The organism is Thalassospira sp. MIT1004 (assembly GCF_001858545.1).
Lineage (GTDB): Bacteria > Pseudomonadota > Alphaproteobacteria > Rhodospirillales > Thalassospiraceae > Thalassospira > Thalassospira xiamenensis.
In genome coordinates this window covers 68,478-92,769 of record NZ_MCAO01000045.1, presented here as the reverse complement: position 1 = coordinate 92,769, position 24,292 = coordinate 68,478, and the positions used below count along the sequence as shown (strand labels likewise).

General features: G+C 56.8%; 22 protein-coding genes. 10 read left to right on the top strand and 12 right to left on the bottom strand.

Translation table 11 applies throughout. The features are described from left to right. From BC440_RS19175 to BC440_RS19145, 7 genes are read right to left on the bottom strand one after another with little or no spacing between them, the layout of a single operon-like run. Complete coding sequence (locus BC440_RS19175) at nt 1–1,092, bottom strand: glycosyltransferase (protein WP_071240995.1); 1,092 nt, start codon at nt 1,090–1,092, stop codon at nt 1–3. After that, nucleotides 1,089–1,826 (bottom strand): glycosyltransferase family A protein, encoded by a 738-nt coding sequence (locus BC440_RS19170; RefSeq protein ID WP_071240994.1) that lies wholly within the window; start codon nt 1,824–1,826, stop codon nt 1,089–1,091. Before BC440_RS19170 ends, BC440_RS19175 begins: the two co-directional genes overlap by 4 nt. Next, nucleotides 1,823–3,301, bottom strand: coding sequence for a hypothetical protein (locus BC440_RS19165; protein ID WP_071240993.1), 1,479 nt, complete (start codon nt 3,299–3,301; stop codon nt 1,823–1,825). Before BC440_RS19165 ends, BC440_RS19170 begins: the two co-directional genes overlap by 4 nt. After that, nucleotides 3,286–4,029 (bottom strand): hypothetical protein, encoded by a 744-nt coding sequence (locus BC440_RS19160; protein ID WP_071240992.1) that lies wholly within the window; start codon nt 4,027–4,029, stop codon nt 3,286–3,288. The genes BC440_RS19165 and BC440_RS19160 overlap by 16 nt, the downstream gene beginning before the upstream one ends. Continuing rightward, nucleotides 4,026–5,165, bottom strand: coding sequence for a hypothetical protein (locus BC440_RS19155; RefSeq protein ID WP_071240991.1), 1,140 nt, complete (start codon nt 5,163–5,165; stop codon nt 4,026–4,028). Before BC440_RS19155 ends, BC440_RS19160 begins: the two co-directional genes overlap by 4 nt. Next, complete coding sequence (locus BC440_RS19150; protein WP_071240990.1) at nt 5,158–6,354, bottom strand: glycosyltransferase family 4 protein; 1,197 nt, start codon at nt 6,352–6,354, stop codon at nt 5,158–5,160. The genes BC440_RS19155 and BC440_RS19150 overlap by 8 nt, the downstream gene beginning before the upstream one ends. Beyond that, a complete protein-coding gene (locus tag BC440_RS19145) occupies nt 6,347–7,474 on the bottom strand; it encodes a glycosyltransferase (RefSeq protein WP_071240989.1) in 1,128 nt (375 codons plus the stop codon). The genes BC440_RS19150 and BC440_RS19145 overlap by 8 nt, the downstream gene beginning before the upstream one ends. 140 nt (nt 7,475–7,614) lie before the next feature. On the opposite strand from BC440_RS19145, the gene BC440_RS19140 reads away from it, so the two are divergent. Both BC440_RS19140 and BC440_RS19135 read left to right on the top strand, forming a co-directional pair. Further along, on the top strand, nt 7,615–9,042 hold the full coding sequence (locus BC440_RS19140) for a WecB/TagA/CpsF family glycosyltransferase (RefSeq protein ID WP_071240988.1): 1,428 nt from the start codon (nt 7,615–7,617) through the stop codon (nt 9,040–9,042). A 38-nt stretch (nt 9,043–9,080) separates the two neighbouring features. Next, on the top strand, nt 9,081–11,087 hold the full coding sequence (locus BC440_RS19135) for a tyrosine-protein kinase domain-containing protein (protein WP_175484510.1): 2,007 nt from the start codon (nt 9,081–9,083) through the stop codon (nt 11,085–11,087). Between the two features lie 288 nt (nt 11,088–11,375). Here BC440_RS19135 and BC440_RS19130 read toward each other — a convergent pair whose 3' ends face one another. After that, complete coding sequence (locus tag BC440_RS19130; protein ID WP_071240986.1) at nt 11,376–12,740, bottom strand: O-antigen ligase family protein; 1,365 nt, start codon at nt 12,738–12,740, stop codon at nt 11,376–11,378. 80 nt (nt 12,741–12,820) lie between these two features. Between BC440_RS19130 and BC440_RS19125 the strand changes: the two genes are divergently transcribed. From BC440_RS19125 to BC440_RS19100, 6 genes are all read left to right on the top strand, one after another. Next, nucleotides 12,821–13,885, top strand: a complete 1,065-nt coding sequence (locus BC440_RS19125) for an O-antigen ligase family protein (protein WP_071240985.1) — start codon at nt 12,821–12,823, stop codon at nt 13,883–13,885. Next, on the top strand, nt 13,872–15,203 hold the full coding sequence (locus BC440_RS19120) for a prenyltransferase/squalene oxidase repeat-containing protein (protein WP_071240984.1): 1,332 nt from the start codon (nt 13,872–13,874) through the stop codon (nt 15,201–15,203). The genes BC440_RS19125 and BC440_RS19120 overlap by 14 nt, the downstream gene beginning before the upstream one ends. 70 nt (nt 15,204–15,273) lie before the next feature. Next, nucleotides 15,274–15,513: a type II toxin-antitoxin system prevent-host-death family antitoxin gene (locus BC440_RS19115; RefSeq protein ID WP_071240983.1), complete on the top strand. Its 240-nt coding sequence runs from the start codon at nt 15,274–15,276 to the stop codon at nt 15,511–15,513. Beyond that, on the top strand, nt 15,513–15,899 hold the full coding sequence (locus BC440_RS19110) for a type II toxin-antitoxin system VapC family toxin (RefSeq protein WP_071240982.1): 387 nt from the start codon (nt 15,513–15,515) through the stop codon (nt 15,897–15,899). The genes BC440_RS19115 and BC440_RS19110 overlap by 1 nt, the downstream gene beginning before the upstream one ends. Before the next feature lie 67 nt (nt 15,900–15,966). Beyond that, on the top strand, nt 15,967–18,471 hold the full coding sequence (gene hrpB, locus BC440_RS19105) for an ATP-dependent helicase HrpB (RefSeq protein WP_071240981.1): 2,505 nt from the start codon (nt 15,967–15,969) through the stop codon (nt 18,469–18,471). Nucleotides 18,472–18,558: 87 nt separating this feature from the next. Then, nucleotides 18,559–18,969 (top strand): VOC family protein, encoded by a 411-nt coding sequence (locus BC440_RS19100; protein WP_071240980.1) that lies wholly within the window; start codon nt 18,559–18,561, stop codon nt 18,967–18,969. Here BC440_RS19100 and greB read toward each other — a convergent pair. Next, nucleotides 18,954–19,436 carry a transcription elongation factor GreB gene (gene greB / locus BC440_RS19095; protein ID WP_247643610.1) on the bottom strand — a complete coding sequence of 161 codons (483 nt, stop codon included), beginning with the start codon at nt 19,434–19,436 and terminating at the stop codon, nt 18,954–18,956. The two genes, BC440_RS19100 and greB, sit on opposite strands and share 16 nt — an antisense overlap. A gap of 78 nt (nt 19,437–19,514) precedes the next feature. Further along, a complete protein-coding gene (locus BC440_RS19090; RefSeq protein WP_071240978.1) occupies nt 19,515–20,423 on the bottom strand; it encodes a LysR family transcriptional regulator in 909 nt (302 codons plus the stop codon). 96 nt (nt 20,424–20,519) lie between these two features. Between BC440_RS19090 and BC440_RS19085 the strand changes: the two genes are divergently transcribed. Both BC440_RS19085 and BC440_RS19080 read left to right on the top strand, forming a co-directional pair. Next, a complete protein-coding gene (locus tag BC440_RS19085; protein ID WP_071240977.1) occupies nt 20,520–20,984 on the top strand; it encodes an ester cyclase in 465 nt (154 codons plus the stop codon). Beyond that, nucleotides 20,981–21,904 carry an NADP-dependent oxidoreductase gene (locus BC440_RS19080; RefSeq protein WP_071240976.1) on the top strand — a complete coding sequence of 308 codons (924 nt, stop codon included), beginning with the start codon at nt 20,981–20,983 and terminating at the stop codon, nt 21,902–21,904. Before BC440_RS19085 ends, BC440_RS19080 begins: the two co-directional genes overlap by 4 nt. A gap of 58 nt (nt 21,905–21,962) precedes the next feature. Here BC440_RS19080 and BC440_RS19075 read toward each other — a convergent pair whose 3' ends face one another. Both BC440_RS19075 and BC440_RS19070 read right to left on the bottom strand, forming a co-directional pair. Further along, on the bottom strand, nt 21,963–23,192 hold the full coding sequence (locus BC440_RS19075; protein ID WP_071240975.1) for an MFS transporter: 1,230 nt from the start codon (nt 23,190–23,192) through the stop codon (nt 21,963–21,965). 79 nt (nt 23,193–23,271) lie between these two features. Beyond that, nucleotides 23,272–24,225: a LysR family transcriptional regulator gene (locus BC440_RS19070; protein ID WP_071240974.1), complete on the bottom strand. Its 954-nt coding sequence runs from the start codon at nt 24,223–24,225 to the stop codon at nt 23,272–23,274. Between the last annotated feature and the right edge of the window lie 67 nt (nt 24,226–24,292).

Here is a 24,292-nt window from a genome sequence, read left to right as displayed (position 1 = left end):
TCAAGAAATGATTTCCTTGATCAGTTGTTGAAGTTCCTTCTCAAACCGATCTGCCCGGAAGTGCTGGTTGCAAAAGGCCTTTGCAGCCCGCGCCATTTCGTGGGTTTCGGTTGGTTGGGTCAGGGCATCTGAAACAATATTTGCCAGCATTTCCGGATTGCCGGGCTGGCAGATGCGGCCGGTTTCGCCATCGTGAACGATATCAACCAAAGTTCCGATGGTGGAGCTGACGATGGGAACTCCTGCGGCCATGGCTTCGAGCACGACAAGAGGTTGTGCTTCGTTCGGGTAGCTTGACGGAAACAGAAAGAGGTTGGCATTGGATAGAAGTTTGGTGCGGATATCCGCATCGACCGGACCGTGATAATGGCAGTGATCCGAAAGATTCAAATTGTGGATCAATTGTGAAAGTTCGCAGGTTGAGAGGTCGCCTTCGGCGCCGGCGGTATCAAGCGCGAAATCGATATTACGCTGTTTGAGAATTGCACAGGCCGCCAGCACATCATCGATACCTTTGCTGCGAAAAAGGTTTGATAGATAAAGCAGACGCGGCGTTGTGGTGCTGATCGGGTCGTGATTGATCTTGAAGGCCGTATCGGGCAGGCAATTGGCGATGATTTTTGATCGGCATTGAAGACCATCAATTTCATTGCGCAACGCCTTGCCCAGAATAATGGCGGTTTGCCCGGCAAATGCATGGCGTTGCAAAAATGCGGTTAACCAGTGGCCGCGCCCGGCTTGCAATCCACGGCCATGCAGATGCAGTATGGTTGCGATGCCAAGGATTTTGGCTGTCATCACATAAAGACAATCCCGATAAAACGCGCCCCCAGTTGGGGCAAAGCAGATATAAAGTGCATCGGGTTTTCGCCGGAGTGCGAGCAATAGTTTTAGCCAAAGTCCCAGAGCCATAACCAGTTTACCCAATCTCATCCTGGCAATATCGCGGGGATTTTTGGCAAAGCGCATTTCAAGCACTGTCACATCACAGATTTTGCGAAGCGCGACCAAAGCCCGTTCATTCATGGTTGCCGCCCCGTGCATCGGCGGGGGCAGTTGCACCAAGGCAATGATCCGCGGTGGTTTCGTCATCGGCCAATCCCCGACAAACGTTTCAGATCGAAAATGCGCATCCAATGTGGTGGCGCGATAGCCCGGCGATGTCGGGCCAGAACAATGCGCAAAGTTTCTTGATAGACAGAGTCGGGGATGGAGGCAAAATGGCGTGTCTCGGGATTAGTGTTTCGCGTAATCAATTGTCGGCGAAACTGCCAGATGGAGGTCATGGGCAGGCTTGCGACGCGCAGATAAAAATCAAGATCGATGCAGCACGGCAGTACCGGATCATAGCCACAGGCCATTTCCCAGATATCGCGATGAAACGCCAATGACGAGTGATGCAGCGGGTTGCTGCGATAAAGCCGTGTGGCCGGGATTTGTTGCCACGGGTTGCGGGCGTTTGGCGTTGCTGTTTCTTGTCCTGCGGCGAAGGCAAGGGCGTTTGGACGATCCATGAGAAAGGCCGCCTGTATCGACAGGCGATCCGGGTTAGACGTATCATCGATATCCTGAATGGCAATCAGGCGGGTTGTCGCATTGGAAATGGCAATATTAAGGGCGGCTCCCCTGCCAATCGGGGGGCAGCGGATCAGTTTGACCTTTGTTGGTTGGCCGGGAAGCATGACCGGGTTTACCGAACCATCATCGACAAGGATGGCACCATCCTGCGGGCGGAGAATTTTGTAAAGATTGGCAAAATAGCGTTCCAGAAAGGCATCGCCATCCCGAACCGTAGTGATCACGGTGATCGCATCATCCTTGGTCATGAGGGGCTCCAGACGATGCGAAGTGTTGCGTTGCTTTGGTTCGGGACAAAGATCGTTCTGACTGGGCCGGTCACGGCAAACAAGCCATCATCGATGATATGGAGCGGATGGTCCGCGATCAGGTGGAGGTTCAAATCGGGGAAATCAATCCGGTTTTCGCCGGGTTTTTCGAAGGCCAAACCGGCGGGGATCAGCAGGCGGAACAGATGCAGGTCGGATAGGCTGTCTGTATCGACATGATCATGGATGACAACTTCGTTCTCGTTGAATGTGATGTCGCGCTGGCCCCGGCGGCCTGCGAGTCTGAATGAGATCTTTGCGGTGCTATCACTTATTGTGCCGGATGTGAAGGTGCTGCACGCCTGTTGATCGGCAAAGGCTGGAAGTGGCAGTGATGCCGGGCCATAAAGGCTTGAAAAGTCTTCTTCGCCGCCGGTGGGAGGCAGGAACACATGACCGTTTGTGATCAACACCGGCGCGGTCGTGATATCATAGGACGACTTTCCGCGCAGGCACATGCGGGCGTGATAATGGTCGGTGTCGCGGATCAGCAGGAAATCGGCATTGGTGCGAATTGTTGGTGCACGTTCGGGCGAGCTATCGATTGCTGCGCGCAGCAGCCAGAAGCCGGTGAAAGCCAGATAATCGTAATGCCGGTTATAGCTGTACCAGCCCGGTGTTTGTCTATTGTCCGGGCCGGGATCATCTGGCAAAGGATTGGGGGCAAGCAGGTTGAGTGGCAGTGTTTCGGTTTGCAGCAAGGTCAGTTCAAGGCGAAACAGGATTGCTTCTGCCTCAGCCCAATAGCCGTGTTTGAGTAGGGCATAAAGGGCGGTCATTGCGCCAAAGCTCTGTCCGGCACCGCGCCCGACAAGGTTGGGGATGCCTGTTGTTGCGCAAAGTCGGGCAATCAGATCAGTGGCCTTCGCCGCAATTTTGCGTTGGGCTGGCATAGGGCTATCGGTCAGCAAGGCGGCGCAGAAGGCATGATATTGCGCGGAAAAACAGCCGGGGCGGTCCATGAAGACTGGTGCGCGCCAGAAGCGGGTACGAGTATAAAGCCAGTCCAGTTTTGCACGCAGTTTATCCCGCCATGAACCGGATTGGCGGATGCGCATTGCAAGGATGTGCCAGTTTGCGACATTGGGCGATTGGTATGGGGCGTTTCGCAAGATGGCATTACGGGTTTCGGCGTTTATGTCCGGGCAGTTTTCCAGTGCGTATTCGATGAATTCGCGATGATAACTGTGGTCCTGGATTTCGGTTTTCAGCGCATTGACGGCCGCCCTAATTTTCGCAGTGTAGTGATCGTCACTAAGGCTTTGCCAAAGGGCGACGGCATAGGCCTTGGCGTAAAAGCTGTGCTGGGGGAAATCGCCATTTTCGAACTGCTGATTGGCCAGTTGATCGGCAATCAAACGCGCAAGGCGAAGGCAGCGTTCGTGCAAATCAGATTGCACTAAGCGAAGCGACATGTGACCTCCAGCATCAGGGACTGACATGATTTCAGCCTGTTAAGCGGGACTGCCTGTATTTCGGGACAGCGTCGGCCAAGTCGTTCGCGCAAGCGCCAGAAAGCAGCTTTACCACCCGGAAAATTCCAGACCAGATGCGCCAGCCAATCCGGGGCGGACAGGGTGAAAAATCGGTTGGCCCAGCGCAACCAGACGTGATCAACCGGATCGATTGGCAGCAGGCGGGCATGAATGATCCAGTGATCGCCGCGATCACGCAGATAAATGTAAGGCGTAAAGCGACCGGCCCCGTCATAACGATCAAGCGTGACGGAAATGATTGTGCCATCGGTTCCCATCAGTCGGACGGTGCGGACGGGATGCAGGCGGTATCTGTCACTGTCGGTGTGGTCATATTTGCGACCGGCAATTTCGCCGGATTGAATGGTGGGTTTGTCAAAGATCAGCCGGATGACGGCATCCTGTAACAGCCCATCGCGGCGGGCGGAGAGTGTTGCACGGATGCGAAGCGTTGCGGGATCAATCCGGCTTGTCTGGTAATCAAGTGCCCAGTCGCCTTCGGCCAGTTGCCAGTGATCGCCAACCTGGCGTGTGTTGCGGCATTGATCGCTGAGTGTGACGAAAGAGTGCCGATCAGAGCATTCAAAACCCCATGGTCCAAAACGGATATCACCATACTGGCCGGTGATGAGGCGGTTACTGATGATTTCGGCCTGCAATTTCTTCATGCCGGTTTGTTCCGCAAAATGGGATTGCGGTGACATATCGCGATCAGGAGCAGGCAGAGGCTCAGGCGAAGCTGCATAATGATCACAGCATCGGTTTCATGAGGGGAAGCCGGAAGAAGCACGCCTGTGACAACCATAAGAGCAAGGCAAATCCAGCCGGGGAAGAACTGGTTTTCGGTTTCCTGTGATATCAGGATTTGACGCGAGACCATCGCAAGCAGCACGGGCCAGAAGGCCCCTGTGCGCAACAAGGCGACGAGGTTGACATTGACAGTGCTGTAAAAAAGCAGGGCAAGCGTTTCGGGCAGCATCAGAAGTATTGCAGTCATGGCAAGTGGTGGAGCGATCAGCCAGATATCGCGGAGCAGCCCGGCCTGCTTTTTGGCAAATAATGCCGCCGAAGTGCTGGCGATGATCGCTGCCGTGATCAGGAAGATGCGTTGGGCCAGCATCAGATTGGCGTGCGCTGTGTTGGGCAGATTTTGGCCGAGCAGCACGAAATCAAGATTGGGGAGTGAGCCAGCCAGCAGGGTGAAGCCGATCAGATTGATCATCTGGCTGTGGGTGATTTTTGTTATGGCAGTTGGGTGAGAGGCATGATCGCGAAGGGCAAGCAAGGCACCCGCGATCAGGCTTGCCAGTGAGATTGCTGGTGCTATGGCAAAGAGGGCCAGATTGCTTTGGGTGACGATGGCAACGAAAGCGACGGTGATTCCGGCGATTTGTCCTAGAACGGCGATCAGGGCGATTTTGGAAAGTTGACCGCGTGCCGTGATGATCCAGTCCGGGGCGAGAGCCGCGACCGTGGGCATCAGAAGGATCGGCGATGGGGCGATGTCTGTCATGATGACGACAAACGCGGTTGCGGCGATAGCGAGTGTGGGGCGAAGCGAGCAAAGGGCGAAGGCGGCGCGGCGCTGGTTTGCCTGATAGAGCCGGATCAGAAGCAGGCCGCATCCGGCCTGCGCGATGGTTACGGCAAGGCCGATGGTGGCAACGGCCGCGAAATAGGCCCCTAACTGATCGGGGGCGAAATGATGGCCGATCAAAAGTAGAATGATCATACCGCCAAGGCGTGTGATCAGATTGGCTGAGAGCATCCAGAGCGGATAAATATACGTGCGGAACCTATGCATGGTGGGCAAGAACCCTTTCATAGGCGGCTTCGGATCGGGTGCCGTAATCCATGGTGATATTGGTTGCGATCAGGTCGCGGGCGGCGACGCCAAGTGCCTGAACACGTGCCGGTGCGGCATGCAGGGCCTGGATGGCGTCAATCAGAGCGTTGTTATCGCGGGGCCGGATCAGGAGCCCATTTTTTTGATGGGTAATTGGGCTTCCGGCATCTGGGGTCGTGATCACGGCACAGCCAGCCGCCATGGCTTCAAGCACGGCAAGACTGCTGCCTTCGGACAGGCTGGGGAAGACGAATATATCGTCGGAGAGCAAGTGCTCGGCAAGCTTCGCCTGTGGCATTGCACCGTGCCAGACGCAACCCTGCGGCAGTTTGGAAAGATAGGCGAACGCACAGGGCTGTGCCGCACCGATCAGATCAAGCGTGATGGAAGGCCCATGACGGGTGCGCAGCGCACGGAAGGCTTCGATCAAAATTCGGATGCCCTTGGCAATCGAGATATTGCCGACATAGAGAAGGCGGGTGATGCCGGGATTTTGTGTTGGTCGTTCGGCCTTGACCAATTGAGAACACAGGCCGGACGCAAAGGGAACCAGATGAATGCGTGCCGGATCAATGCCGCATTCTTCAAGTCCGGCGGCAACCACGTCGGAGGGGGCAAAAACGCCATCGGCAAATCGGGCTTCTGCGATGCGGCGGCGGGCAAGGAAGTTTGATATCTCGCGATAACGCAAACCGTGATGGTGATACTCGTCGGCGAGCTGGCGATAGCGGACCGGGGCAAGCTGGCCGGTGACATCCGAAATGATCGTCATGCCATGTGCACGGGCAGCTTGCATGGCGGGAAGGCTGTAATTTCCCTGACCGTGGAGGATACGGGCATCGGGCATATGGAGAAGCGCCAGCCATGACAGAGGCAGATCGGAATAGAGGTTTCGCGCGGGAAGGTGAAGCTTTTGTGCGAGCTTTCCCATAATATCGGGCAAGAGGTGTCGGCCGGGAACAGTGGAAAGATGTGGTTCCACCCGCCGGGCCGGCGGGGTGAGAAAACCGCTACCGTCATGACGCCAGAAACTGTCCCAGCGGACCAGCCGGTTATGGTGTGCTAGATGGGCTGCGAGAATGCGGAGCTGGTCATTGCGGCCAATCATCCAGACCGGGGCATCACGGACCAAAACGCGGTTATGCATCAGGCACCTCTGCGCTGTTTGCCATCTTGCAAGCCCGCAAGATGGTTTCGGCGTGATGGGCGGGGGTGTTGTTGGCGATGCGGGAATGCTGCCGGGCTTGGGTTTTCTGCCATGCGGCGCGATCACTTAGCAATCGCGCGCAGGCCGTCATCCATGCGGGCACGATGTTGCAAGGCAGAATTTCGGCGGTGCCGAGAATATCGGGAACGCAGCCGACCCGGTTGCTTGCGAGGGCGACGGTGCCGCATGCAATGGCCTCGATCACGGTGACGCCATAGGCATCATTGCGGCTGGGCAGGAGGCAGAGTTTGGCCTGCTGATAGATGCGGGGCAATTTCGCCGGAGGTATTTCGGGCATATGGTCGGTGGCCTTGTTCAGACCTAGTCCCGCAAGCCGGTTTGCAAGGTCATTCTGGTCGCAGGCCCCGACGATTTGTATACGCTTTGCGTGGCCTTGGCGGTGTAGTCCGGCTGCAATTTCAAGGAAGGTTTCGAAGCCCTTGGATAATGTTGGTCTTCCGCACCATAAAAGATCGACAGGACGGTCATCAAAGCCGTGAAGATGATTGGGAGCCTTGAAGGAAGGCGGGATGGGGGCGATCAGGATATTATTTCTGACCTTGCCGGATTTGACAAACCAGTCTTGGCCATTTTCCCCGGCGGCAATGCAGATTTTGGCATGCGCGATCATCGTTTTCCGGATGCAATCGCGAAGACGGTTTTGATAGGTGGCGTCCGATCCGGCCCAACCATCAAACTGTAAAATGGTTGGGATATTGTGTCGGCGGGCATAAAGATGTGCCTGCCATTGTGCCAGTCCGAAACCGGCAATGATCAGGACATCAGGCCGGGCGGCGTCAAGGGCGCGGATTAAGCCGAAATTAATCGGGATCACGCGATTTTCACCAAGCGGGATTTTGATGCCGGGCAGGATTGATTGGGCGAAATCGCCGGTCAGCATCGGCCACGCGCGTTGGGGTTCTTGACGCTGGGTGCAGATGACGTGGAAGTCGCCATCTGGATTTCGGGCCGGGTTGCAGGCATGAACAAGGCTGGCCAACATGCCATAGGCGCGTTGCCGGTAGGGCGGAACGATATTCGTAAGCAGAATGATCTTCACGCGCCATCACTCTTTGGTGTTTGTCTTGATGACAAAACAATCATAAGTTACTTTGAATTTCAATGCTTTGTCAGATGGTTGTCGGGGTGCGAACAATTGCAGCCATCATATAAAGGGACATTGGGGAGAGATCGGCGGGGATGACCAGCGACCGGGGGGACTTTTTCGGCCTGACGCTTGATTTGCGCAGGCAGGCGTCATTGGCCGATCACATCTGTTCCAATATCCATCAAGAAGGCTGTTTCCGCCATTTGTCGTTAAATGCGGTCAAATTCGCACAAGCGTGTCGGGATGGCGGCCTTTGGCGTGTTTTGGCACAGGCCGATTGCCTGTCGGCGGATGGGATGGGGATTGTCTGGGCGGCGCGATTGCTGGGCCTTGCGGTGCCCGAACGGGTGACAGGCATTGATTTGATGGAAAGCCTTTTGCCAAGGTTTGAGGCGGCGGGATATTCGGTCTTTTTGCTAGGCGCACGCGATGATGTTCTGCATCGCGTGCAAGCACGCCTTCGCCGCGATTTTCCCAAACTGATCATTGCCGGGGTCCATCACGGTTACGACCCCGATGATGCCAAACTGGCCGAAAAGGTTCGGGCCAGCGGTGCGGACGTGGTGTTTGTTGCCCTTCCCAGTCCGCGCAAGGATGCGTTTGTGGTGAATTACGGGCCGAAAACCGGATGCCGTTTTATCATGGGGGTTGGGGGGGCTTTTGATGTGCTGGCCGGTGATATCAGGCGGGCACCAGCGATGATGCAGCGATGCGGGCTGGAATTTGCATGGCGCATTGCCATGGCGCCGCGCACGATGGGGCCACGATATGGTCGCGGGCTTTGGCGGTTTGCCGGGGCTGTCATTCCGGCAATCTTGCGGGCATGGGCTGGACGATTTTACCACGCGGCAGGTTGGGTCGTGATTGTCGGATTTGCGATCTGGCTTGTGTTGACACCCGCCGATGCAAGCGGACAGGTAGTTTTACCCCCACCTGAAATCGAAGCGGCCGAGGCAAATGCAAGCCAGATCATGCAATTCCTGACCGATCAGCTATCCGAAAACGACACTGTGGAAATTGACGATACGGTCGATGCCCTGATTGCAAGATTGTTGGGGCGGGATGTGGTGACAAGCGAAGGCAATCTGAGGCCAGAGGATTTCAGGATGGTCTTGCTGGTTCTGGATCGGGTTCTGGCATTGACGCAGATGCTCATGCCCGGCGGAACAGGCAGTTTTCTGATGGAATTGATCGTTATTAAGGCGGTGCTTCGGGTGGTGGCAATGTATCCCGAACCCATGATGCGTGACGCGATGGCAGCAGGAACGATGCCTGAAATCTCAAGGCGGTTTTTTGATGCGGGATATCGCGCGCAAGCCGTTGCGTCAGAGACAACCGACAATACCAGTCCCGGATCAATATCAAAGCCACCCCAGCCCTTTTTGCCAATTCGTTTCAGCACGTATTACAGGCAATGGGACCCGGCGGCGACGCAAAGCTGGAACACGAGCCTCACGGAAGAAAGGGCAGATACCGATCAGTCGTACTGGATTGAACAGCCATCGGTCAGCCCGCGATGAGGCATTCGGATCAACTGCAAACCGACAAGGATACAGACTTGACGTTGATCGATCTGTTCGCGGTGCTGTGGCAGCGCCGCGGGATTGTGATGCTTGTTTTTGTTGCGGTGTTGATGGTGGCCGCGGCTCTTATTCCCCGACTGATGCCAACCTATCGTTCGGTGGCCGAAATTGCCTTTGTGATCGATCGCGAAGATGCCCCGGTAGACGGGGGCGGGGTTGCGCAGCATCTGGAAACCGCAATGGCGGAGCTTCGCGGGAATGAAGTATTGGCAACCGCACTTTCGGTCCTGCGCGGCGAGGGCGTTCAGATCGTGCCCGCGATTGACGGAAGTGAGGGAAATGAAGCAGGCGATAACCGCGTACTTGGTGCCCTGCGATCACGGATCGAGGTGGTGCGCATTGGCAATGCGTCCGTGATCGAGGTTAGTGTGACCGATCATGATTCGGCGCAAAGCCAGAAAATCCTGAATGCCGTTATCGACAGTTACCTTTGGCAGCGCGAAAGTACACGTAAACAGGTACTTCGTGCGAGGTTGATGGAAACGTCCGAACAGCTTTTGGCCGCGAACGCAAAGCTGGCGCAGGCCGAAACCGATCTTTCGGTGTGGCAGCAGCAGGCAGGCTTTATCGAACCCGATGAAAGCCGTTTGATGCTGGACCGGATTTATCAATTGAGTGGCGCACTGGAGGTTGCGCGGCGTGATCTGGAACGGGCACGCCTGATGGCAGATGCGCGCAAGAATGCGCAGTCGATTGATGCCCTTCTGGCCCTGCCACCGATTGCCAATAATGAAACGGTTCGACGGCTTTCTGGGCAATATGACGAGGTGCGTCGAAATCATGCGGGATTGGATCAGCGATACGGACCCAAGCATCCGGCGATGATTGCTGTTCATCGCGAACTTGAAACCGTGCAGCGGCATCTGCGCGACGCCGTGTTGGTGGCAGCAGAGAAGATCGTGCTTGATCTGCGAGATGCGCAAAAACAATATGATGTGATCAGAAGCCAGCGTGATGACTGGCAGGAAAAATTGACTGTCCGCCATGAAAAGGCACAGGGGCAGGCCGCCCTTTTGCGCGCGGTGGAACTGATGCGCAGCGAAGCCGACACGCTTGGCACAACGGAGCAGGAACTTCGTATCGCATTGGCTGCATTTCAAAGTGATGTGACGGTGATGCAGGCCGCAAGCCTGCCTGAAACGGCGGAGTTTCCGACCAAGCGCGATTTGTGGATGGCGGCAGTTCTGGTCGCGCTTTTTGCCGCCGTTGTTGCGGGGATGCTAAGACACTATTTCGATCAGGCGATCCATGATGACGGGAAGTTGGAAGACCGGTTTGGTATTCCGCTTTATGCCCGGACTCCGCAAGTTGATGACCCCTTTGCCAGTGCGGTTTCGATGGAGGAAGCGGTTGGCCATCTGGCGGTTTTGATCAATATCCTTGCCAAAACGCGCGTACATGCGGGCCGCGCCCATGTCAGTTGCATCGGGTCGGCTGTGCCGGGCGAAGGCAAAAGCAGACTGGCGCGTGATCTTGCGACAAGCTTTGCGACTGCGGGGATGAAGACGATTCTGCTTGATGGCGATCTGCGCCACCCAGCGGGATTTGCGCGTGTCGGCAACGTGTCGGATTTGACGGCGGCTCTGGCCGGTGAAGGGATGTTGGAGGACGCCATTCAAAGCGGGGAAGATCGCGAATCCTTTGACTATATCGGTGCGCGGGCATCCGTACCGGGAAGTTTTGCGACCGGCTTGCTTCAGAATGGATTACGGGATGTTCTGGATCTTCTGCGCGGTCGTTATGACCGGATCGTGATTGATACTCCGCCGGTTTTATCAGTGGCCGATGCGATACTGCTGATGGGGGCGGCGGATGCACGGTTGCTGGTGCTGCGCCGTGGTTACAGCAAACGCCGTGATGTGCGCGATGCCATCAATCAGTTGAACGCCGCCGGGTTGGTGCCCGATGGCCTTGTCCTGGCTGCCACACGGGGCAGACCGGCGTATGGTCGGGACAATGCCGACAGGGCGGAGGACGCCTGATGCGTTTTCGCCGGACCCCTATATTTGCCGGGCTGGTTTTGATCGGGATCGGTTTGGGCCGCCTTGGGGCTGAGATGGCGGCATTGCGGAATGTGCCGGATATCGAGGCTGCTTTGCGTGATGGGGATGGAGTTGCCGATTACGCAAAGCAGCACGCGGTCAAGGCAGCTTTTAAATCAGGCGATTGGATGGCTTTGGAGATATTGACGAGTGCGGGGCTTATAGATGCGCCTTTTGATCCGGTTTTGATGTCGCTTCGGGCTTTGGCACGGGCGCAGCAACAAGACTTTAATCCGCAGGCGATTGGCGAAGAACTGGATCGGGCCGCACGGATTGCCGGGGATCGTTCCGATATTGTGATGCTACGCGGCTTTGTACTTTCGGCCTTGCTTCAAGCGCGGCCAGAAGGGACAGGAAGGGCAGAATGAGTGCAGGCATCGACGCGACCCAGCCGATGCTGGACATGATACCGATCAGAGCCGCAAGGCTGATCAGAAGCGTTCGATCCAGATGGTTTTCGGCTGCTCGGAAAGTGCGTGTCAGCCGATACAGGATAAAGCCAGCCATTGCCAGCGTTGCGGGAATGCCAAAGATGAGGGCGGCATCAAGCCATAAATTATGGCTGCTGAACCATGCGGCTTTGCGGTTAAGGCCAAGGGTTGCGAAATGATCCATCACCAGCGCAATCGCGTTCGGGCCAAAGCCACTAAATGGGCGATGGGATATGGCGATGATGGCAGTGTGCCATGCGTCATCGCGCTGGATCAGATCGGGGCGGGCCAGTTCGCCAAAGCGATTGCCAAGATCGGGAATGAGCATGGCGATGACGATCAGGGCAGTTGTAACGCAGGCTACGACCATAACGGGATAGGTGATGCGCGGCAGCAGGCGGTCTGCTTTTGGGCGAAGCATGATTGCAAAGGTGATGAGGGCAATTGCCAGTGCAAGAACCGCACTTCGCGAATGGCTGGCGAACAGGGCGGATGTGAAAGTCAGTGCAAGTGCGATCCAGCCAGCCGCGTGATCAATCCGGCTTCCGATTGTGGCCGTGCCCTTGGCGCAGAAAAGGTAAAGGGCGTAGATCGCCGCAATCGTCATCAGGCCGCCAAAGGCGTTGCGATTGGCAAAGCTTCCAGTCCAGTCACCAAGATGGGCCTGCTTGGCAAACCAATAGGTGCTTTCAAACGAGAAGATATCGGCAAGACAGGCAAGTGCGACTTGCAGAATTGCCGTAATTATCACGGCCCATGCGATTATACGGGTGAATTTATCACCTTGCATTTGCGCGCATCCAGCGGCCAGCACATAGATACCGACCAGCCACAAAACACTGCCGATCATCGGCAGGAAGGCGGTTGGGTAAAGGGCAAGGTGCGATCCGTTGAACGGGGCAGGCAGCGTTGGCCAGATCGGTGCGGCCTGCACGACCAGCCATACAGACAGGAGTGCGCCGGCAATGCCAACCTGTTTGATCGGTCGGGTCAGTTTCAAGTGGCCGAACCATCCCGCCGCCAGCAACCCGATGCCGGTCAGGATGGTCAGAACCGCTATCGCCCAAGGTCGTGCGCCGCCCAGCATGATCGGGGCCAGAACGATCTGGGATGTCAGGCAAAATGGCACCAGTCGCTGCATCAGCGTTCCGAAAATATCCATGATTTCAAGCTGATCACGATAGCGGAGTTTTTCGGATTTGTCCCGCAGCGTGGTGTGGCGGGGTGTCGCAGGGGCAACTCATGGCCGAAATGAACGAGAAGCCGGACACGGTCGGGGATGCGGCCGGCTCAAACATGCCGGTTCTTTTGCTGGGCATTGTGGCAATGCTGGCATCGCTTTGGCTGACCGGGTTTGGCGGGATGCTGGCGAAGCTGATCCTGATCGGGTTTTGGGGGATTTGGGTTGGGCCTGCGATTTTGCAGGGGCGATTGACGGGAGATGGATTGGTCGCCGTGCTTTTGCTGGCGGGGTTGGTCGGGGTTGTTGGGCTTGGCGATGGTGGGACGGATGAGAAAGTCCGGCTGATCGGCAATCTTCTGATCCTGCCGCTTGGCCTGATATGCGGCCTATGGCTGGGGCGGGATTGTTTGCGGGTGATGGTGCCGGCATTGATTTTGTATCTGCCGATGGCAAGCGTTTTTCGGATCACCCATGAAGGGTGGCGGCTTAATCATCCGTTTCTGTTTCTGGGGTTGTTTGCATTGACGTGCGCGATGCGGGGGCGTGCACGCGGATGGATTGGCGGGGTTGCGGCGGTTGCCGTGGTCCTGAGCCAGACACGGATTGCGGTTTTGGCGCTGATGATCGCCTTTGTCGGGCGGGTTCGGTTTTCGCGAGCGATGACGTGGCTTTTCGGATTGCCGACTTTGATTGCGGTGGGGGTGATGATGACGATCTGGCTGCCGCGCCTTTTGATGACGCATGGCAGTGGGCGATTGGCATTCTGGCGGATGTTCTGGGATGATTGGCAAACGGCATCCGCCGCGCGTCAATGGCTTGGCTTTGGAGCGGGCAGTGTCGAGGCGATTTTGCAGGATTTGCCGTCTGCGGCGGCATTCGGCGCGCTGCATAATGATCATTTCCGCATCCTGTTCGAGACGGGGTTGATCGGCGCATTATTTTGGTTGGTCGGTTGGGGGATGCTGATCTGGTTTGCGCGGGGATCGCGGTTGGCGATCTGTATTCTGGCATCAGTCGCGGTGACGATGGTAACGGACAATACATTGTCATACGGGCATTACCTGATTTGTTGCGGGATGGCGGCGGGGATTGCCATGCGGGAGAATGCCGATGCAAGACAATGATCTGATTGCGGTGCGTGACCGTGTTCTTGCGGGGATTGTTCACGCCGACTTTGCCGGGGCCGATCCGTTTGACGGGCTCGAAAGCGGGGTGTTCCGTTTAAGCGGCTTGGGGCGGTTTCGGATGGCGCGGCTGACTTGGTTGCAGGCGATTAAGCGTGGCCCGCGGTCATTACGCCATATTGCGATCATCCCGGCATTGCAAAACCCGAAAACGTTGGCGTTGCTTTTGGGTGCGGCTGATGGGGTACGGCTTTGTGATGTAGCGGGTAGGCTTTGCCGGATGCAAAACGAGGACGGTGGTTGGGGATATCCGTTTGCGTGGCAGGCGCGCGCCTTTTATGTGCCGCGCGGTGCGTCCAATGCGATTGTCACGAGCTTTGCGGTTGATGCGTTGATGACTGGCGGTATAGCACCAAGCGACCCGGTATTACATCGGGCGGCGGGATTTTTGCGTGGGCTTTGGCGGGATGGATATTTTGCCTATGTCGGGCAGGGGGATGGCGAAATCCATAATGCCAGCCTTTGGACCGCCTGGGCATTGCATCGCATTGATCCGGGTAATGAAATAAGCCGGAAGGCGGTTGCGCGGGTTCTGGCCGCGCAGCGTTCCGATGGAGAGTGGGAATATGGCACGCGGTTGCATCATCGCTTTGTTGATGGCTTTCATACCGGTTACATCCTTGATGTGTTGGATCGGTTCCGGGCATCGGGGATGGTCGGGTTGGATGAAGCGATCATGCGTGGCTATGCGTTTTACCGTGCGGAATGTTTTGACACTAATGGCCGCCCGCGCAGCTTTGCCAGGCGGGACGGGTATGTTGATTGTCATGCGGTGGCACAAGCCATCGGGACACTTTGCCGGTTTGGCGAGCTTGCAGCGGTAAAGAAGATTGCAGATTGGGCGTGTGAAGCATTGTTTGATGCAAAGCGCGGTGTTTTTTATGCCGGTCTTGGGCGGTTTGGCGTGGATCGGTGCAATTATATGCGCTGGACACAGGCATGGATGGTCTGGGCCCTATCGATTGTGATAGAAAAGACCACGATGACAGAAGCACTCAAACCTGCCCAACCCTTGGTTTTCGAACATCCCGATCCGGCCCGGCCGGAGAAGGAAGAAGCCCTTCGTGCGCTTTCCGAGGGTGCATTTCGCGACCTGTTTAAAGTGACCCGGATCGAAGCGCAGAAAATGCGGGTAAGCGGCGATATGGATGCGCTTTATAGGCTGACGCGCGGGCTTAAAACCCTGCAACGGATTGGTGGGGAGCGGGGGATTGTTTTGAGGACAGGGCCGGTGCAATTCTTGCACGAGCAGGAGTAATTCACTTTTTGCTGCGAATTCGATAAATATAAGATAGACTAAGTTAACTTAGTCATATTTGAGGTGCGCGATGGGAACCGTTAATATTCATGAGGCCAAAACACACCTGTCCCGGTTGATTGCAAGGGTAATGAGCGGCGAGGATCTTGTGATTGCTAAGGCAGGAAAACCGGTCGTTCAGATGTCTGCGTTTGATCCCGAGAAGTCCCTTGCCAAACGGACGGGATTCCTTCGCGGTGAAATTCTGGTTCCGGACAATTTCGACAGAATGGGATCGGACGAGATCGAAGAAATGTTTGGTCTGCGCTGATGAAGCTTTTGCTCGATACGCACTTGATCCTTTGGGCTGCAGGAGAACCTGAAAAGCTTCCATCTGGCGCAGTTGATCTGATCGAAAACGCTGAGAGCGAATTGCTTTTCAGCGCGGCCAGTCTTTGGGAAATCGCAATCAAGTCCGGGCTGGGGCGAGATGATTTTCGGGTGAATGCCCGGCTATTGCGTCGAGGGTTAATTGATAATGGATACTCCGAATTGCCGATCACTGGCGAACATACACTTATGATCGATACTTTACCGTCTATTCACAAGGATCCGTTTGATCGGCTTCTGGTTGCTCAGGCGATATCGGAAGGGATAATGCTTCTGACATCGGATGAACTGGTCGCGAAATATGCGGGGCCGGTACGTTTGGCCTGATTTTGTTGCGCTTTTGATGAAATCCTTCAGTAATGTCCGGCCCTTGCCGTAGTTGTTAGTCCAGTTCATGCCCAAAGCCTTCCCCATCCTTCCGATTGATGCGGTTCTGCCCGACCTTTGTACCGTGCTGGAAACTGGCACCAACGCGGTTTTGCAGGCCCCGCCGGGGGCCGGGAAAACGACCAAGGTGCCGTTGGCGTTACTGGAAAGGGCATGGCGGAATGACCAGAAGATCGTGATGCTGGAGCCCCGGCGGCTGGCCGCGCGGGCAGCGGCGCGCCGGATGGCGCAGTTACTGGGCGAAAGCGTTGGCGAAACAATCGGTTATCGTGTGCGGTTTGACAGCAAGGTTTCCACCAGAACCCGGATCGAGGTCGTGACCGAAGGTATTCTGGTGCGCATGATCCAGGATGATCCGGAACTGTCAGGCATTGGGTGCGTGATTTTTGATGAATTTCACGAACGGTCGCTTGATGCCGATCTGGGATTGGCATTGGCGCGGGAAACGCAGACCGTCCTTCGCGATGATTTGCGTATTGTCGTGATGTCGGCCACCCTTGATGGCGGTCCTATTGCGGCCCTGATGGGCGACTGCCCGGTGATCACCAGCGAAGGCCGAGCCTTTCCGGTCGAGACAAAATATATCCCGATCCCACCCGATGCATGGATTGATCGGGAAATGACGGCGGCGATCAGGCAGGCACTTCGCGAGGAAAGCGGGTCGATCTTGGCCTTTCTGCCGGGACAGAGCGAAATCACGCGGGTTGAGGCGGCGTTGAAAGACGGGCTTGATCCATCGGTGATTATTGCACCGCTTTATGGTGCGATGGAAACCAGGGCGCAGGACATTGCGATTGAGTCGGCCCCAGATGGCATGCGCAAGGTGGTGCTGGCAACCGCGATTGCCGAAACGTCATTGACGATAGATGGCATTCGGGTGGTGGTGGATTGCGGGTTGCAGCGTTTGCCGAGGTTTGACCCGGCATCGGGCATGACGCGGCTGGTGACGATCAAATCATCGCAGGCCAGTGCCGAACAACGCCGTGGCCGCGCCGGGCGATTAGAGCCCGGTGTGTGTTATCGCCTATGGGCGGAGGCCGAACATCGCGCGCGCCCGCCCTTTACCGCGCCGGAAATTGCCGATGCCGATCTTGCCCCTCTGACGTTGGAACTCGCGCGGTGGGGCGTGTCTGATCCGGCAAGCTTGCCCTGGCTGGATCAGCCCGACGGGGCAAAGATCGATCAGGCGCGTGATGTGTTACGGCGGCTTGAGGCGATTGACGATGCCAACCGGATCACGCCGATCGGCACCGCGATGGCTGGATTGCCGGTGCATCCACGCTTGGCGCATATGATGTTGCGTGGGGCGCGCCTTGGACTGGGCGAGGTTGCCTGTGCGCTGGCAGCATTGTTATCGGATCGCGATTTCATGCGCGGTCGCGGCGCGGATTTACGGCTTAGGGTCGAGGCGATTCTGGCTCGCAAGGCCCCGAAAATGATCACCGAGGCCGCAAGGCAGCTTTCGCGGCGATTGGGTGATGCCGCGAAGAAAGAGGCCAGCAAAACGGGCAGTCATAACCCCGCTGATCCTGTTGATCATGCCGATCAGGTCGGGCTGCTTCTGGCCTTTGCCTATCCCGACCGGATTGGCGAGCGACGCAAGGGTACGGATGCGCGTTATCGCCTGTCTGGCGGGCGTGGCGGGATTCTGGCCAACGATGATGGGTTGGCGAGCGAACCCTATATCGCGGTGGCGGAGCTTGACGGACAGGCACGAGAGGCAAGGATTTACCTTGCCGCACCGTTATCGCGCGCGAGCCTTGAAACCCATTTCGCCGATCAGATTTCCGAAGGGACAGAGGTCTTCTGGGATGCGCAAAGCGATGCGGTGCAGGCGCGCTGGCAACGGCGGATCGGGGCGCTGGTGCTTGACGAAAAGACCACCCGTGACGAAGCCGGACCTGATGCCATTGCGGCCGCGATGATCGAAGGCATTCGTCGTCTTGGCCTGCATTGCCTGCCTTGGGACAAGGCGGCCGAGGGACTGCGCGAACGGATCGCGTTCCTGCACCGGGTTGATCCGGAAAACTGGCCCGACATGAGCGACGATGCGCTTTTGGCATCGCTTGAGGATTGGCTGATGCCATATCTTGGCGGGATCAATAAGCGCAACCAGCTCAGGCAGATCAATCTGGCGGAGGCTTTGATATCAGGCATTGACTGGAACAGGCGCCAAGAGATTGACCGGCAGGCCCCGACCCATTGGACCGTGCCGACCGGATCCCATATCCGCATTGATTATAGCGGTGAAACACCCGCCCTTCCGGTCCGGTTGCAGGAAATGTTCGGTGCGACCGAAACACCGAAAATCGCCGGTGGCAAGGTGGCGGTAACGTTGCATCTGCTGTCGCCAGCGCAAAGGCCGCTTCAGGTGACGTCTGATCTGGTGGGGTTCTGGAACGGCTCCTATGCGCAGGTCAAGGCCGAGATGAAGGGACGTTATCCCAAACATTACTGGCCCGACGACCCGTTGCAGGTCGAACCGACCAGGCGGGTTAAAAGCCGGATGTAAGGATAAGGCCCGGTCGCGTGCGGCGGGGCTGTACGCGTTTGATGCCGCCGGGCATAATCGTGCCTCGATTTTGCGTTTAACAGGATCATGATGATCACAGCCGCCACACCGCTTTTAAACGTTGCCGAGATCAACCGCAGCATCGGGTTTTACCGTTTGCTGGGGTTTGAGGTGGTGGCTCGTACCCTGTCCGATCAGGATGACGAGCCGGTCTGGGCGATGCTGGAAGCGGTTGATGCAGGGGCCAAAATCCGTTTGATGCTGGCCGCCCACGGTGGGGTTTCACATGAAGAACGCCGGATGCGGCCATCCTTTGCCGGGCTGGTCTGGTATTTGGAATGCAATGATGTTGATTTCATGTTTGACGCGTTAAACGATGCAGGGTTCAAACCCGAACCGGTGACGGAGCTTGAAGACGGCACGCATCAGTTTTTTATCCGTGATCCGGATGGGTATGAAATTGCGGTCACAGAACCGACGGGTTATGCAGTCGGATAGCTGATTTTTAGGACTTCAAGCTCGTCCTCGCCCGCCGGGGTGCGCAACGTGACGACGTCGCCGACACCGGCCTTCATCAGGGCGCGGGCGACAGGGGAAATCCAGCTTATTCTGCCTTTGAGGCTTTCGGCCTCGTCCTCGCCAACGATGCGGATGGTGACTTCTTCGTCCCGCGCATTCACATATGTAACCGTGGCGCCAAAGAAAACCCGGCTGTGGTCGGGTTGTTCGTGCGGTTCGACAACAACCGCGTCCTCGATCCGTTTGCGCAGATAGCGCACCCGGCGATCAATTTCGCGCAGGCGCTTCTTGCCATAGATGTAATCGCCATTTTCCGACCGGTCGCCATTACCTGCCGCCCATGAAACCACTGCAACGGTTTCGGGCCGTTCCTTTTTCCACAGGTGATCAAGTTCGGTGCGAAGGGCTGCGAGCCCTTCGAGGGTCATGTAAATCGGTCTGTCCATTAGCGGGTTTTAGCTTAACGCTGCGCCGCGGGAAAGAGGCGATTTGGGTCGGCGGTGTAGCAGATACCGGGCGTCTTGTTATCCATCAAGCGGCAGGCCCGCGACAAAATCACGCAGCCAGCGTTGTGCGGGATGGACATCATTGCGGCGATGCCAGGACATGGTGAAGCCGATCGGATCAAGATCGAAGGGAAGCGGGCGGATGGCAAGAGCATCGGCCTGGCCAGACGCTGGAATGATGCCCGCCATCAGAGTCGCGATCAGATCGGAGCGCGCAATCACAAGCGGGGCGGCGTACATCGTTGGCAGGGTCACGGCAAGGCGGCGTTTATGGCCCATTTTTGCCAGTGCCGCATCTACCAGACCAAAACGGTCATTTTCCGGTGATACCAGCAAATGCGATAGCGAAAGGAAAGCCGGAAGATCCAGCGGTGCCTTGGTTGCTGGGTGGTCACGGCGCAGAACGCAAACGAAGTCTTCCGAAAACAGTGGTCGGGTCAGTATGCGCCCGCTTGCCGTGGGGGAGACGCCAATCGTTAGGTCGGCTTCCCCCGCGTCAAGCAGGGTAATGGCGTCATCCCGCGCGGTGAAGTTACCGATCCGCAGCGTGATGCCCGGTGCCTTCTGACGCAGCGCATCAAGCAACACCGGTAGGACTTTGAAGGTCGGATGATCCGAAAGTGCTATGGAAAAAGTCGCGGTTGACGTCGTCGGATCAAACGTCTGGGTGAATTCAAGCGTGCGCTGAATTTCGGCCAGCGCATGGCCAATTGGTTCGGCAAGATCAAGGGCACGCGGGGTTGGCTGCAAGCCCGCAGGGCTTCGGATGAAAAGTTCATTATTAAGCAACCCACGTAGTCGCGATAGTGCGGCACTCATGGCCGGTTGGGTGCGGCCAATACGAATGCCCGCGCGCGTGACGCTGCGTTCTTTCATCAGCGCGTCGAAGGCCACCAGAAGGTTAAGGTCGATACCATGTAAATCCATGAAATGGATGTTGTCATATATTTTATATCGATTTCAAGTATGTCGAGAGGATCGATAGCATTTCCCATATCCAACAATCCTGAATGGGAAATGAAAATGACGGAGCAAATCAATAAGCCTGTGATTACCGGGGTATCAGACCCGGATCGCAAGGCCATCGAGGTACTCTATCGGGCTTTTAGCGAAGGTGCCGACCTTTTGGATGAGGCGGTTTGCAGCGACTGGCAGGATATCCCGCTTGCCCCCGGGCAGGCACCGGGACGCGATGGCATGAAGCCCCTGATCAGGGCGTTTCAGGCTGCCTTTCCAGACGGGAAAATCATCGTCCACGAAATGATTGGCGGACCGGGCCGGGTTGCCGTGCGGGCCGAAATCACCGGCACGCATTTAGGCGAATGGTTCGGGATTGCCCCGACCGGCAAGCCATTTCGCATGCCGATCCACGAATTCCATTATGTCGAAAACGGCAAAGTGACCCATACATGGCATCTGGAAGACTGGCTTGGCTGGTTATATCAGGTGGGCGCATGGCCAATCACTGATCAGGAGGCCGCGCAATGAAAGCCGTTAGACTTGATGATTACAATACCGCACCTGTCATCCGCGATATTGCCACACCGGAAATCGGCCCGGAGGACGTGCTGGTCCGGGTGGGAGCAGCAGCTCTTAATCCGCTTGATATTAAATTGCAAAGCGGCGTGTTGCAGGGCTATTTCCCGCTGGAGTTCCGATACACGGTGGGGTCCGACCTTGCAGGGATGATCGAGGAGGTCGGGGCAAATGTGAGTGGCTGGCAGAAGGGTGACAAGGTTATTGCCCGGCTTGATCCGGTTGCGGGCGGGGCGTTTGCCGGCTTTGCCTGTGTTCCGGCGAATTACCTTGTGACGGTACCCGAAGACATGTCGCTTGAAGTGGCCGCAGGCATTCCGACGGCGGCGGGAACGGCGTGGCAGGCATTGTTTGAGCTGGGTGATCTTGGTGTCGGGCAGACGGTTCTGATCCATGCCGGGGCAGGAGGGGTGGGTAGCTTTGCCATCCAGTTCGCCCGCGCGGCAGGTGCACGCGTGATTGCAACCGCATCCGGGGACGGGATCGACATTGCGCGGACATTGGGTGCAGATCAGATGATCGATTATCGCCACGCTGATTTTGCAGAAATGCTTTCGGATATCGATCTGGTGATTGACACCATCGGCGGTGAAACACAGCAAAAATCGTTTGGTGTTCTGCGAAGCGGCGGCAGGCTGCTATCGCTTGTTGCCCCGCCGGATGAGGCCTTGGCACATGCCCACAATGTCAATGCGCAGTTTGTGTTTCACATGTCTGACGGGAATCGGCTGGCACGGGTCGTTTCGGCGATGACCGAGAACAATGTGCGTGTTCTGATCGACCGGACCGTGCCGCTTGATCAGTTTGCCGATGCCTTTGCCCGACAATCATCGGGCCGGGCACGCGGCAAGATCATTGCTACGATGGTCTGATAGGAGAAAGCCGTGACACAGAAAATATGTGTCACGGTTTTGTTTGGATGATCAACGGTCAGGCGTTGGCTTCGACGCGCAGGGCCTTGTCGTCAATCGGCATATGGACAAGGGCTGCAAAGATGCCCAGCGCAATCGACGTGATCCAGACGCCATCGAAACTGCCGGTCATATCAAAGATGATCCCGCCCATCCATGCGCCAAAGAATGCGCCGATCTGATGGGACAGCATCACAATGCCAAACAGGGTCGCCATATAGCGCGGGCCGAAAACCTGTACGATGATGCCACTGGTTAGCGGCACGGTCGACAGCCAAAGCGCTCCCATCAGGGCAGAAAACAGCCAGATGGTTTCGGCGGTTTTGGGGGCAAGCATGAACAGCAGAATGACCAGTGCTCGCATACCGTAAATAAACGACAGGCCCCATTTTTTACGCCATTTCCCACCAGCCCAACCGGCGGTCAGGGTGCCGATGATGTTAAACAGGCCAACAATGGCAAGGCCCTGTGCCGCGACCGAACCGGGCAGGCCGCAAAGCTGGGTAAAGGTTGGCAGGTGGGTTGCGATCACCGCGATATGGAAGCCGCAGACAAAGAACCCGGCATTGAGCAGCAGAAAACCGCGATGCTTGCGGGCTTCGTGAAAGGCCGCGACCAGCCCGGTCGGTCCAAGATCGGCACCACCTGAATTGGGGCCATAGGCCTCGGCCTTGCCGGTAAGCGCAAAGGCAAAGGGCACGATGATCATCGACATGACGGCAAGAATTGCAAGGGCGGTGACATAGCCATAACCGTCATTAAGAAACTGGGTTGTCGGGGCCATGACAAACTGGCCGACCGATCCCCCGGCGGATGCCAAACCAAGTGCGAAGCTGCGTTTGTTCGGCGGAAAGGCGCGGCTGATAGCGGCCAGAATGACCGGGAAGCTGGTCGCGCCGACCCCCGCTCCGATCAGGAATCCCGATGTCAGATGCAGTTCCATTGGCGAGGTCGAAGTCCCCATGAGATACAGACCCAGCGCATAAAACAGCGCCCCGCCAATCAGTGTGCGCGTGGTGCCATAGCGATCAGCAAGGGCGCCGGCAATCGGAGCGGCAACACCCCACATCAGGTTCTGAATGGCAAAGGCCAGACCAAAGGTCGAGGCACTCCAGCCCGTGGCGGTCAGCATATCGGGGATGAACAGGCCAAGCGACGGGCGAATGCCAAGATTGACTGCCAGGACAAGACAGCCAGCGACAAGAACAAGCCAAGGAAACCACTTGGCGGTGCGAAGAGTGGGGCTCATCGGTTTACTCCGGAGCGGATTTCAATAATTGTTCCGATTTTGAACGCGATGGTGTAATGCGTCCAATTCATTCGGATTATTATGCTGATAACATTTGCGCATTATTATCTGGCAGCGGATCGGACATAGCCCCGGCTTCGACGACAATTTTGCCAACGGTATCAATGATATCATCAAGATCGGTGTTGGACTGACGACGGATCAGCATGATCCCCATATCCCAGTTCATGCCGGGAATATCAAGGATGCGAATGCGGTTTGCCGCCGGACTGTGCATGCAGAACCGCCGTGCCATGATGCCGTATCCTGCCCCGGCGGCGACCATTTCGATCTGCAATTCAAGAGCGGAAACTTCAAGGACGGATTTGAACTGCACCCCGTTCTGGCGCGCCCATGCATTGCCAAGTGCCCGGAAAGTACAGCCATCCGGCATCAGGACCATGGGATGTTCTGCCAGCTCGGCAATGTTTTTCGGGTGATGTTTGGCTGACCGGGGGCCGATGGCAACGATTTGATCATCAAGAAGTTTTTGGGCACGCAGACTTGGCGGAATATCGCGGACATCAATGCCGCCAATTGTGCCATGCGGACCATCCAGCGACAGCATGGCATCAATTTCGCCCCGCCGCATCAGCGGCAACAGCTCGCTTGACCAGCCACTTTTGATTGTAAGCGAAATGTCGGGAAAACGTGCGTGCAGATCACGCAGTTCGTGTGCCGCCAGAAGCGGTGCCGCCCCATGACTGACACCAAGTCGGAACGGACCGGTCACGGCATTGTTGCCGGTGATGCTTTCGGTGAAACTATCAAGGCGGCGTAAAAGGTCTCGGGCTTCGGCCAATGCCCGGTGCCCGGCGGGGGTGGGTTGTAACGGCTTTAACGACCGGTCAAAAAGCTGTGCGCCAATGCGCTCTTCAAGGCGCTGGATACGGCGCGTGATGGCAGGTTGCGTAAGGCCAAGGCGGGCGGCGGCCCCATGAAAGGATTTTTCATCGGCAACGGCGATCAATGCCTGAAGTTCGCGGGTATCCATGACGGTCACCTGTTGTCACAAAAGATGGTTCAGGATCGCGCAAACCGGTTACTGATGCAAGAAAAGC

Excerpts from the sequence above, each read along its gene's own strand:
- BC440_RS19175 (WP_071240995.1), bottom strand. The coding sequence starts at position 1,092 with ATGACGAAACCACCGCGGATCATTGCCTTGGTGCAACTGCCCCCGCCG.
- BC440_RS19170 (WP_071240994.1), bottom strand. The coding sequence starts at position 1,826 with ATGACCAAGGATGATGCGATCACCGTGATCACTACGGTTCGGGATGGC.
- BC440_RS19165 (WP_071240993.1), bottom strand. The coding sequence starts at position 3,301 with ATGTCGCTTCGCTTAGTGCAATCTGATTTGCACGAACGCTGCCTTCGC.
- BC440_RS19160 (WP_071240992.1), bottom strand. The coding sequence starts at position 4,029 with ATGAAGAAATTGCAGGCCGAAATCATCAGTAACCGCCTCATCACCGGC.
- BC440_RS19155 (WP_071240991.1), bottom strand. The coding sequence starts at position 5,165 with ATGCATAGGTTCCGCACGTATATTTATCCGCTCTGGATGCTCTCAGCC.
- BC440_RS19150 (WP_071240990.1), bottom strand. The coding sequence starts at position 6,354 with ATGCATAACCGCGTTTTGGTCCGTGATGCCCCGGTCTGGATGATTGGC.
- BC440_RS19140 (WP_071240988.1), top strand. The coding sequence starts at position 7,615 with ATGACCAGCGACCGGGGGGACTTTTTCGGCCTGACGCTTGATTTGCGC.
- BC440_RS19130 (WP_071240986.1), bottom strand. The coding sequence starts at position 12,740 with ATGGATATTTTCGGAACGCTGATGCAGCGACTGGTGCCATTTTGCCTG.
- BC440_RS19125 (WP_071240985.1), top strand. The coding sequence starts at position 12,821 with ATGGCCGAAATGAACGAGAAGCCGGACACGGTCGGGGATGCGGCCGGC.
- BC440_RS19120 (WP_071240984.1), top strand. The coding sequence starts at position 13,872 with ATGCAAGACAATGATCTGATTGCGGTGCGTGACCGTGTTCTTGCGGGG.
- BC440_RS19115 (WP_071240983.1), top strand. The coding sequence starts at position 15,274 with ATGGGAACCGTTAATATTCATGAGGCCAAAACACACCTGTCCCGGTTG.
- BC440_RS19110 (WP_071240982.1), top strand. The coding sequence starts at position 15,513 with ATGAAGCTTTTGCTCGATACGCACTTGATCCTTTGGGCTGCAGGAGAA.
- hrpB (WP_071240981.1), top strand. The coding sequence starts at position 15,967 with ATGCCCAAAGCCTTCCCCATCCTTCCGATTGATGCGGTTCTGCCCGAC.
- BC440_RS19100 (WP_071240980.1), top strand. The coding sequence starts at position 18,559 with ATGATGATCACAGCCGCCACACCGCTTTTAAACGTTGCCGAGATCAAC.
- greB (WP_247643610.1), bottom strand. The coding sequence starts at position 19,436 with ATGGACAGACCGATTTACATGACCCTCGAAGGGCTCGCAGCCCTTCGC.
- BC440_RS19090 (WP_071240978.1), bottom strand. The coding sequence starts at position 20,423 with ATGGATTTACATGGTATCGACCTTAACCTTCTGGTGGCCTTCGACGCG.
- BC440_RS19085 (WP_071240977.1), top strand. The coding sequence starts at position 20,520 with ATGACGGAGCAAATCAATAAGCCTGTGATTACCGGGGTATCAGACCCG.
- BC440_RS19080 (WP_071240976.1), top strand. The coding sequence starts at position 20,981 with ATGAAAGCCGTTAGACTTGATGATTACAATACCGCACCTGTCATCCGC.
- BC440_RS19075 (WP_071240975.1), bottom strand. The coding sequence starts at position 23,192 with ATGAGCCCCACTCTTCGCACCGCCAAGTGGTTTCCTTGGCTTGTTCTT.
- BC440_RS19070 (WP_071240974.1), bottom strand. The coding sequence starts at position 24,225 with ATGGATACCCGCGAACTTCAGGCATTGATCGCCGTTGCCGATGAAAAA.